Here is a 10,080-nt window from a genome sequence, read left to right as displayed (position 1 = left end):
GATGAGATTGGATACCTGCCGTTTGGGCGAGAAGAAGCAAACCTGTTTTTCAATGTGATTGCCAAGCGTTATGAGCATGGCAGTGTCATATTGACGAGTAACCTATCATTTGGGCAATGGCCAAGTGCTTTTGCTGATGACGCAACATTAACTGCCGCTATGCTTGATCGTTTACTTCATCATTCGCATGTACTGCAATTAAGCGGTGAAAGCTACCGATTGAAAGATAAGCGGCGCTCAGGAGCAATAACTGAGTAAAATAGTGGATCAATTTTGATTGATCGGATTTAGATAAAAAGTGGATCAGTTTTCGGTGATCGTTGACACTCTCATTCCAGCAGGCATCCTAATGTTAAATCTATCCATTTCTTGGCTTGGGTATTTCTTTGTCATTAGTCAACCCTATAATTGTTCTTTGGAAAAAATATAAATGATTAGTTCATTTGGATTTCTTTTTTTAACTTCTCAATCATATCTTCAAGCATACTAATTCTATTTTCAAAATCATCTTTATTTTCAGATAACTGCTGGTTCTCTTTAGATAAAGAATCTTCAAGGCGCTTCACGATTTCTGAGTTTAATGAACGGGTATTTCTTCTCGCTTCTTCATGTAAGCGATCTTTTAATTCGGTAGTCATTCTTACGCCAAATGGTGCTATATCTCCTATTTTCATATGTTTAATTATATGTAAAGAGTTTTAATTGAAAATAAGTACTAAAAAAATTATTAAGAATGTTCGAAACTATTAATTTAAGAAGCATCTAAGGGATTACTATTTTTCGAGATTATTTTTCAGTGTTTGGATTTGATTCTCTAGCGCTATAATGCGATTAGTTAAATCAGAGATAGTCAATTCTTGAACATTTTTGTTTTGTTTCACCCAAGCTTCTATCGCGGCAACCATTTCCTGATTGGCCGATCTCCCATTAACGTTAGCTAACTCATTAATTCTATTTTTTAGCTCCACAGGTAATCTTAAATTAACCTGTGGGTTTTTGTATTTTCTTTCTGACATATTCTAATCCGTAAGTTTTATTTACAGAATATGTGGGTATCTATTGACTATCAATACGTACCTATTTAATATGTATGCATACCACATACAAAAAGGAGAAAACATGAAAGTATCAAAACCTTCATCTGTTCGTTTCCCTGACGAGATAGAAACCTTGTTAAGGAAGTTAGCGAATAAGAGTGATAGGTCTTACAGCAAGGAGATAGTAAGTCGGGTGCGCCGCACTTTAAAAGAAGATGGTTTAATTAATGCATAAAAAACAGCAAAACCCCAACTGGACGAGCAGTCAGGGTTTCTAAATTGTCAATCATAAGCAAAGAGATTAACAGTATGAATATACCAAATAAAAATCTTCCTGTCATTGCAGGAATTGAAATTACCAAAGACTCAGAAGATCGTTTCAACCTGAACGCATTACACAAAGCGAGTGGTGGTGACAATGCAAAGCGACCCTCTCTATGGTTACAAAACAAACAAACTAAAGAATTAATTGCAGAATTAGAAGCTAACTTATTGAAAAACAACCAAAGCAGAAATTCTTGCTCTGCTTATAAAGTGGTCAATACCGTTAATGGCGGTTCATCACCAGGTACATTTGCTCATGAACTTTTAGCGATAGAGTATGCTGGCTGGATTTCGCCAAAATTTAGATTAACAGTTAACCAAACATTCTTAGATTTTAAAGCGGGTAAATTAGCGCCTGTTGTGATAGACCCTATGGTTGCATTAAATGATCCGGCTGTAATGAGAGGCTTGTTGCTAAATTATAGTGAAAAAATCCTTGATCGTGACCATCAAATAGCAGAAATGAAGCCCGATGTAGCCGCCTTAGAGCGCATAGCTAAGTCAGATGGTGCTATGTGTGTGACTGATACAGCCAAGCAACTACAAATACGTCCCAAAGCGCTGTTTGATTTCTTAAGTGAAAATAAATGGATTTACAGACGATTAGGCAGCCCGTGGATTGGTTATCAGGACAAGATTCAACAGGGGCTGATTGAGCATAAAGTGACAACGATTACTCGAACTGATGGCATTAATGAAACAAAAACACAGGTTCGTATCACACCAAAAGGGATTGCTAAATTGGCAAAACTGTTAAGCGTGGAGGTGGCAGCATGAATAACGCTCTCTCTACGCTAACTTTTCAGAATTTTACCTTTAATCCTGTTGTTGATAGTGGTCAAATTTGGCTTACGTCTACTGAGCTTGCACAAGCATTGGGTTATAGCAGAACAGATAATGTCAGTCGGGTTTATTCGCGTAATGCAGATGAATTTACTGATTCAATGACAATGACCGTCAATATGACGGTCGTTAGAAAAACAGGTGAAATTGATATGTTGGTGCGGTTATTTTCACTTCGAGGTGCTCATTTGATTGCGATGTTTGCAACGACTCCAATAGCCAAACTATTTCGTAAATGGGTACTAGACATTTTGGATAGAGAACTTGATGGAAGTAATTTGGATGAGCATTTGCTGTTTAGAAATATCACAACAGCATTTACTCACATTAGCAGCATTAGGACGATATGGAATCAATCTCTTTCTCCATCATTGAGAAGATTAAATACAAAAATAGATGCGGAGTTAACAGGAAGATTAGCAGATCTACATGGTTCGGTGTTTAGTTCTTTAAGACACCTTGAAATGCATTCAACGGTAAAATTGATAAATTAATTTTATTAAAAAACAAAAAAGTCACTTAATCGTGGCTTTTTTTATTTATGGAGTCAAGTTAATGGATGAATTTAGATGGCGAACCCAGATACAAGACAGCCCAACGGGCGAGTTCAGGCATCGAATCAAAGAAGTGGAATTTGGTGATGGCTACAAGCAGGTGTCTGCCGATGGGATCCATCCCGAATCGCAATCCTGGCCTTTCTCTTATTTAGGCAAAAAAGCCGAAGTGATGCCTATCTTTGATTTTATTCGCCAACACACTATAAAGTCTTTTATCTGGATTCCCCCTTTTGGTGTTAAGGGAGTGTATCGGGTTAAAGTCGATTCGATCAAGATGACTCCGGTTGCGCGTGATGTCATGAAAATATCAGCCACGTTTGAGGAGGCTTTCTCAGCATGATAATCCATTCAGATGTGCAAAAATTAGAACCGGGTGAAAAAATTCAGTTGGTGGAAGTAGATGGCAGTGCATTTGGTGGCCCGGTTTTGCGTTTTCATGCTTACAACCTTCGTTACACCCCCGAGGAAATTGAAAAGGCAGAAGATAAATTAAAACCGAAGCCTATCTGGTGGCAAGGTAACGAATATGGCGCATGGCCTTATGAAATTTCGGGTTTATCAAAAAGTAGTGAAGGCAGCCAAGCCAGACCGATACTGAAAGTGGGTAATATTGATAGTCTGATATCATCACTGTGCCTGGAATTTGATGATATGGTTCAGGCAAAAGTAACCATTTATGAGACTTTTTCGCATTATCTGGATAGCAAAAATTTTCCTGATAATAATCCTACTGAGAATCCTGATGAATGCTTTAAGCAAGTATTTTATGTTGACCGAAAAAGTCATGAAGAAGCGGGGGGAATTATTCAGTTTGAACTGGCTTGCCCGTTTGATTTACAAGGCGTTATGTTGCCAGTACGTCAAATTCATCATCTCTGTTACTGGTGCATGCGGGGTTGGTATCGTTCAGGGAATGGGTGCGCCTATAATGGTAAACGCTATTTTGATGAGAAAGGCAATTCGGTGGATGACCCCGCCTTAGATGTTTGTGGTGGTCTGATGAGCGATTGTAAAAAGCGATTTGGTGAAAATGTGCCCTTGGATTTTGGCGGATTTCCTGCGGCAGGGTTAATACGATGATAACAAAAAGTCTTACCGAAGCAATATTTAATCACGTTAAAAGGGTATTTCCGCAAGAAGCCTGCGGGGTTATTTGCCAAAAGAGCCGTGTGAAACGCTATTTTCCTTGCCGTAATCTTGCTGCAAATCCCACTGAACAATTCGAATTATCACCGGAAGACTATGCCAATGCGGAAGACTGGGGACTGCCTGTTGCTATCGTCCATTCTCATTGTGGCGATGGCGTGACAACACACCCAAGTGAAATAGATAATCTGCAATGCGATGCCAGTGAATTACCGTGGGTAATTGTGTCGTGGCCTGAGGGGGATTTGCGTATAATTCAACCAAGAGGTGAGCGTGAATTAACGGGAAGAACGTTTGTTTTGGGTTACTCCGATTGCTGGACGCTGATTGTTGATTATTTTCGGCAAGAACACGGTATTACATTGAATAATTATAGTGTCACTTATCCATGGTGGGAGCAAGGTGAAAACCGTTATATGGAGAATTTCACCAAAGAAGGTTTTGTTGAAATTAATGGTGTGTCTGAAGTGGGTGATGTGGTCATTATGCAGGTTCAGGCTGATGTCGCCAATCATGCAGGTATTTTGCTGGATAACGGCATGCTACTGCATCATCTGTACGGGCAATTAAGCCGTGTCACGCCCTACAGTGATTACTGGCGTGACCGAACCGTCAAGGTTGTCAGAAGGAAAGAATGGGCATGAGTGAACTGAGAACAGTCAGGTTATATGGAAAACTGGGCACAAAATTTGGCCGCGTCCATCAACTGGCCATTAGCTCCCCAAAAGAAGCCATTAAAGCATTATGTGTGCTTTACTCAGGCTTTGCACGTTATCTGGCTGATGCGCATTTGAGAGGCGTCGAGTTTGCGGTCTTCAAGGGAAAGCATAATATCGGCGAAGATGAGTTTCACCTTGATACAACACAGGATATTCGTATTGCCCCGATAATTAAGGGAAGCAAAAACGGAGGACTGTTCCAAACTATATTAGGGGTAGCCATGATAGGCGCAGCAATGATGTTGGGGCCTGTTGGGTGGGCAGCCTTTGGGGCTGGCGGGTTTATGGGTGGTGCTTTAGCGTTAGGTGGGGCATCAATGGCATTAGGCGGTATAGCACAAATGTTGTCACCGCAACCGCCAGGAGCTTCGGTTCGTCAGGACGCCGATAATAAACCGTCTTATGCGTTTGGTGGTGCAGTGAATACGACGGCACAGGGTAATCCAGTGCCGTTGCTGTATACCTTGGATAGAAAAGAGATAGGTGGGGCAATTATATCCGCGGGGATTTACACCGAAGACCAAAGATAGCATTAATGATGAACTTTGAGTCGCTGAGGCGGCTTTTTTTTGTGGGTGAAATATGACAAATCTTATTTTCGGGGCAAAAGGGGGTGATGGCGGTGGGCATAAACCTGTAGAGTCACCCGATAGCTTGCTATCAGAATCAACCGCAAAATTACTCTTTGCTATCTCTGAGGGAGAAATTGCTGGCGGACTAGATGCTACCCGTATTTTTCTGGATGGTACGCCTATTGGTAATGCTGATGGCAGTAAAAACTTTGAGGGCGTGACGTGGGATTTTCGTCCGGGCAGTGAGCAACAGGAATACATCAAAGGCATTCCGTCAGTTGACAATGAGATTAGCATAAGCAGGGAATTAAAAGATGAAAAACCGTATATCAGGTCGATAAATAATATCCAGCTGTCAGCTATTCGGTTACGTTTCTCTGTACCACAACTTCTAGAACAACACGATAATGGCGATACCTCCGGTTACCGTATTGATTATGCCATTGACCTGTCAGCGGATGGGAGTGGCTACAAAGAAGTGTTGCGTGCTGCCTTTGATGGTAAAACAACCAGCGAATATCAGCGAACGCACCGTATCGATTTGCCTGTAGCCAAAACCGGCTGGCAATTGCGTGTTCGTCGCCTCACTCCTAACAAAAATACGGCGCGCATTGCCGATAAAGTGGTTGTTGCAGCCGTTACTGAGGTGATTGACGCAAAATTAAGATATCCTAATACTGCTTTATTGTTTATCACCTTTGACGCAAGACAATTTAATAATCGCATCCCCAAAGTCAGCTTGCGCCCCAAAGGTGGTTTACTGGTAAAAGTACCCTCAAACTATGACCCTGTAAACCGAACTTATTCGGGTGTCTGGAATGGAACTTTCAAGCTGGCCGCGACGAACAATCCCGCCTGGATTTTTTATGACCTGATTTTAAATAACCGTTACGGTTGTGGAGAACGGATTAATAGCACACAGATAGATAAGTGGGATTTATACCAGATAGCCCAGTATTGCGATGAAAATGTTCCTGACGGTCAGGGTGGTTCAGGTAAAGAGCCTCGTTTTTTATGTGATATTTATATTCAGTCTCAGGAATCGGCTTATCAGGTATTGCGTGATATTGCGGGTATTTTTAGGGGTATGACGTTTTGGGCGGATAATTCTGTCAAAGCGGTGGCTGATATGCCATCGGATATCTTTCGGATTTTCACGCAAGCGAATATCGTCGATGGAAAGGTGACCTATTCAGGCGGTAGTCAGCAAAACCGTTATACGCAGGTACTGGTTTCCTATTCGGATGCCGATAATCACAGTCATGATGCTATTGAGGCGGTCTCTGATAGCAAACTGCAGCGTCGTTATGGTGTGCGTAAAACGGATATTTCGGCGATTGGTTGCACTCGACAATCAGAAGCAAACCGACGCGGACGCTGGATATTATTAACGAATGCTTATGACAGGACGATAACCTTTTCAACTGGGCTGGAAGGTGCTATTCCAACGCCTGGGCAGATTATTGGCGTGGCAGACGCAAATCTTGCTGGCCGTATTATTGGTGGCAGGATTTCATCTGTTGATGAGAGAAAAATTACGCTCGACAGGAAGGCAGATATTAAATCGGGTGACAGACTTATCATTAACTTACCTGATGGAAAATCAGAAGCAAGAACAGTCCAGACGGTTAACGACAATATTATCACTGTAACAGCCCGTTATTCTCAACCCATTGAAAAAAATGCGGTTTGGACAATAGATGCCAACGACCTGGCAATTCAGCTTTATCGCGTAATTAGCATTCAGGACAATGCCGATAATACCTATACCATCACGGGGACTTTCCATAATCCAGATAAATATGAGCATATTGATGCTGGAGCCAGGATTGATAAAAGACCCATTACTGTTATCCCCCCTGGTGTCCAATTACCTCCAAAGAACGTACATATCTCTGCATATACCCATATCAATCAAGGGATTGCTGTTACAACGTTAAGAGTTGACTGGGATGCCACAGAAAATGCGATTGCCTATGAGGCACAATGGCGAAGAGGGAATAATAACTGGGTAAGTATACCTCGAACGTCAACACCGAGTTTTGAAGTTCAAGGGATATATGCCGGACGCTATCAGGTAAGAGTAAGAGCCATAAACTCATCGGATATCTCATCTATCTGGGCGAATGCTCCTGAGACAATACTGAAAGGTAAGGAAGGCGAACCTCCTGCACCTGTTAACTTCAGGGCTTCCACATTGGTATTTGGGATAAAATTAGACTGGGGATTTAACGAAAATACGGAAGACACGTTAAAAACAGAGATTCAGTACAGCGAAACCAATGACGGTGAAGGTTTGATGTTACTGGCTGATATACCTTATCCCTCAAAAAGCCATGAAATGTCAGGGTTGGCCGCAGGGACAGTCTTTTATTTTCGCGCAAGACTGGTTGATAAATCCGGTAACCAGTCACCGTGGACAGAATTTGTGCGGGGTGAGTCAGAATTTGATGCCAGCAGTATCATTAATGAAATTGACAAAAAAATTAATGATACGGAAGCCATTAAGCAGTTAAAAAAAGGAATAGATAGCAGCACAGAAGCCATACTGGAAAACGCGAAGGGACTCAACGGCAATACGCAGTACTTCATGCGTCAAAACGGCAAGATGAAGGCGGAAATCGTCAGGGTTGACAATTATGTGGTAACCGAGACTAAAGCCTTAGCCGAGTCTATCCATCAGGTCAGGGCAACAGCGGATAAGTCATGGGCAGCCGCTCAGAATTCGCTACAAGCTAAGTATGACATGAAAAAAGGTGAGGCTTCTGCAACGTGGAATTCGTTAGTCAAGATTCATTATGACGGTGTGGATTATGACACTGGCCTGGTGATTGGGGCTGAGCTCAAAAACGGCAAAGTAACGACTCAAATTGGCTTTAGTGCTCAAACATTTATCGTTTACAATCCGAGCAATGGCAAGTTAGAGCCAGTTTTTGCTATCAAAAATGGCCAAGTGATTTTTAATGATGCACTAATAAGTAAAGCCACTATTGAAAATATAATAGTTGGAATGGACTTGAGATCTAAAAATTATATTCCTGGGCAACGAGGAACACGAATAGATATGGTTAACGGTAATTTTGAGGTTAATGGTGTGTCATCTACATATCGGACAAGATTAACGAATAAAGGTTTTTATGTTTATTCAGGTAATACTCCAATTATTGAGTTAGGAGAATTTATATGATTGGATTAAGGATAACTAATCCTGATGGTTCATTCTTTTTATTTAATGAATTTACTGCGCCAGCGACTAACATCTGGACGCGAGCAGTATCTGAAGATTATGGAGATATTCTTGAACCAGACGGAGAATGGTTATCTTATAAGTGGACTTGTCCGAATGCTATTCCGGATGGATATAATTTTTATGTTATGCGACATGGGGCAATGGCTGGAATAACATTTACTGATATAGGTGGACGTATGTATGTGTCAGGTACAGAAGAAACATTCTGGCACAATCAGGGATCTGATGGAAAAGTAACTTTAAAAGGACTTAGCAGACTAAGTGGTGACGGAAAGTTTAAAAATAGAATACAAATTATCGCTTATCCTGATTATAAAAAATCATCATTGCCTATAAATTTAGGTTTGCGCATTAAAGGAAATGCAGTTTTTTTAAATGAAATACCTACCACTGGTTATGCTTATGCTTTTTATAAAAAAAAAATAACTATCAATGCCGAATTTATTCCTTCAATGATTTCACCAGATTTAACGATAGATAATGCTATTTATTTTTTTTATACATTAAATAGTAATGCGTATATTAGAACGGATTATGTACAACAAAGCATTTATGACCCAGGTAGACCAGTTCTTATAAGTACAGAAAAAAATGGTAGAGGAAATACTTCAGCAGAATATTATGTTGTGGCATTCAGATTGGCTAAAGGTGGAGAATTGGATACTGGATCTCATGGCTTACGTCTTAGAAACTCCAAAGGTGAAATCACTTTTAATTCAGAATATAATGTATTAACAAGACCTATCATGATAACTGGAACATCAATGTCTACTGGAGAAAAAAGAACAATTGAAAACATCAGAAGACCAATGTATTCGCCAAGCGCAGTAGGTCAATTTTTTTTTCGTACAGATGGAGGATATTTAGAGAATTTAAATATTTGTCATTATGATCAGACAGGTCTTAGTTTGAGTAGATTTAGAGTTATGTATAACTCTGCATACTACGGAGATAATACTACAGCAAGAACTAAAAATTCTATATTAGTATTGGATGCAGAAGATTATTTTAAGTTTTAATCAAAACACTTATTCTATTTATAACGGGAAATAAAAATGATTTATAAAGATGGCACCGTAACTGTCGTGTCAGGCTCTTCTATTGTCAAAGGCACAGGCACAAAATGGAACAGTAATAATCCGTTGGTATCACCTGGCATGTTAATGCTGATTAAAAACGGCGATATTAACTATCCTTACATGATATTAGCCGTTAACAGCGACACTGAATTAACGCTAGCAGATAAGCCGACTTTTAGCGCAACAGACACCACTTACACCATTAATCTCACTGAACCAAATAACAACAGTGATGCAGCAAGAGCACTTGTTGCTGCTAACACATACATCCTCTACTTTCTGCAAAACATGGATACCTGGATGGGGGAAAACGGTGTCGTTGAACTTACGCTACCCAGTGGCAAAACGGTTAAGTTAGAGTCAATCAAGGCACTGCAAGAATTAGTCGAAGGAAAAGCAGACTCAAGTGCTATCGATGAAATCAAGGAAACAGTAAAAGGCAAAGCAGATGCTAAAGATGTTGTAGAAATAAGCGAAAAGTTAGATAAAAAATTTGATAAAACGGGCGGTGAAATTAACGGTAATGTGCAATTAAATGCGGGAAAAATAAATT

12 protein-coding genes and 1 pseudogene are annotated in these 10,080 nt (G+C 40.4%); 11 read left to right on the top strand and 2 right to left on the bottom strand.

The features are described 5' to 3' along the window. The coding region (locus G468_RS0114635) for an ATP-binding protein (RefSeq protein WP_026822469.1) at window positions 1-258 on the top strand (258 nt) is incomplete at its 5' end. A 176-nt stretch (window positions 259-434) separates the two neighbouring features. On the opposite strand, the gene G468_RS21275 is transcribed toward G468_RS0114635, so the two are convergent. Further along, the gene (locus G468_RS21275) at window positions 435-638 is read right to left on the bottom strand and encodes an Arc family DNA-binding protein (protein WP_034250104.1); all 204 of its coding nucleotides are present in this window, start codon (window positions 636-638) and stop codon (window positions 435-437) included. Window positions 639-773: 135 nt separating this feature from the next. Then, window positions 774-1,016 carry an Arc family DNA-binding protein gene (locus tag G468_RS0114625; protein WP_026823717.1) on the bottom strand — a complete coding sequence of 81 codons (243 nt, stop codon included), beginning with the start codon at window positions 1,014-1,016 and terminating at the stop codon, window positions 774-776. A 103-nt stretch (window positions 1,017-1,119) separates the two neighbouring features. Here G468_RS0114625 and G468_RS23480 point away from each other — a divergent pair, with 103 nt between their 5' ends. The 10 genes and pseudogenes from G468_RS23480 to G468_RS24880 form a co-directional block, all read left to right on the top strand. Then, window positions 1,120-1,272 carry an Arc family DNA-binding protein gene (locus G468_RS23480; protein WP_026823716.1) on the top strand — a complete coding sequence of 51 codons (153 nt, stop codon included), beginning with the start codon at window positions 1,120-1,122 and terminating at the stop codon, window positions 1,270-1,272. A gap of 74 nt (window positions 1,273-1,346) precedes the next feature. Next, entirely contained in the window at window positions 1,347-2,138 is a 792-nt protein-coding gene (locus G468_RS23475) for a phage antirepressor KilAC domain-containing protein (protein WP_081700698.1), read from the top strand. Continuing rightward, window positions 2,135-2,698, top strand: a complete 564-nt coding sequence (locus G468_RS22590) for a BRO-N domain-containing protein (protein WP_051297132.1) — start codon at window positions 2,135-2,137, stop codon at window positions 2,696-2,698. Before G468_RS23475 ends, G468_RS22590 begins: the two co-directional genes overlap by 4 nt. A 61-nt stretch (window positions 2,699-2,759) precedes the next feature. Then, window positions 2,760-3,101 carry a phage tail protein gene (locus G468_RS0114605; RefSeq protein WP_026823714.1) on the top strand — a complete coding sequence of 114 codons (342 nt, stop codon included), beginning with the start codon at window positions 2,760-2,762 and terminating at the stop codon, window positions 3,099-3,101. Then, entirely contained in the window at window positions 3,098-3,841 is a 744-nt protein-coding gene (locus G468_RS0114600) for a phage minor tail protein L (RefSeq protein ID WP_026823713.1), read from the top strand. The genes G468_RS0114605 and G468_RS0114600 overlap by 4 nt, the downstream gene beginning before the upstream one ends. Next, window positions 3,838-4,551 carry a C40 family peptidase gene (locus G468_RS0114595; RefSeq protein WP_026823712.1) on the top strand — a complete coding sequence of 238 codons (714 nt, stop codon included), beginning with the start codon at window positions 3,838-3,840 and terminating at the stop codon, window positions 4,549-4,551. Before G468_RS0114600 ends, G468_RS0114595 begins: the two co-directional genes overlap by 4 nt. Further along, the gene (locus tag G468_RS0114590; protein ID WP_026823711.1) at window positions 4,548-5,156 is read left to right on the top strand and encodes a tail assembly protein; all 609 of its coding nucleotides are present in this window, start codon (window positions 4,548-4,550) and stop codon (window positions 5,154-5,156) included. The genes G468_RS0114595 and G468_RS0114590 overlap by 4 nt, the downstream gene beginning before the upstream one ends. Window positions 5,157-5,208: 52 nt before the next feature. Further along, entirely contained in the window at window positions 5,209-8,385 is a 3,177-nt protein-coding gene (locus G468_RS21260; RefSeq protein ID WP_034250102.1) for a TipJ family phage tail tip protein, read from the top strand. Further along, window positions 8,382-9,467 (top strand): hypothetical protein, encoded by a 1,086-nt coding sequence (locus tag G468_RS0114575; RefSeq protein ID WP_026823710.1) that lies wholly within the window; start codon window positions 8,382-8,384, stop codon window positions 9,465-9,467. The genes G468_RS21260 and G468_RS0114575 overlap by 4 nt, the downstream gene beginning before the upstream one ends. 36 nt (window positions 9,468-9,503) lie before the next feature. Next, a pseudogene (locus G468_RS24880) lies at window positions 9,504-10,080 on the top strand (hypothetical protein); the annotation flags it as partial.

This window comes from Arsenophonus nasoniae DSM 15247, assembly GCF_000429565.1.
GTDB lineage: Bacteria > Pseudomonadota > Gammaproteobacteria > Enterobacterales > Enterobacteriaceae > Arsenophonus > Arsenophonus nasoniae.
This window is presented reverse-complemented; position numbering and strand designations above follow the sequence as displayed.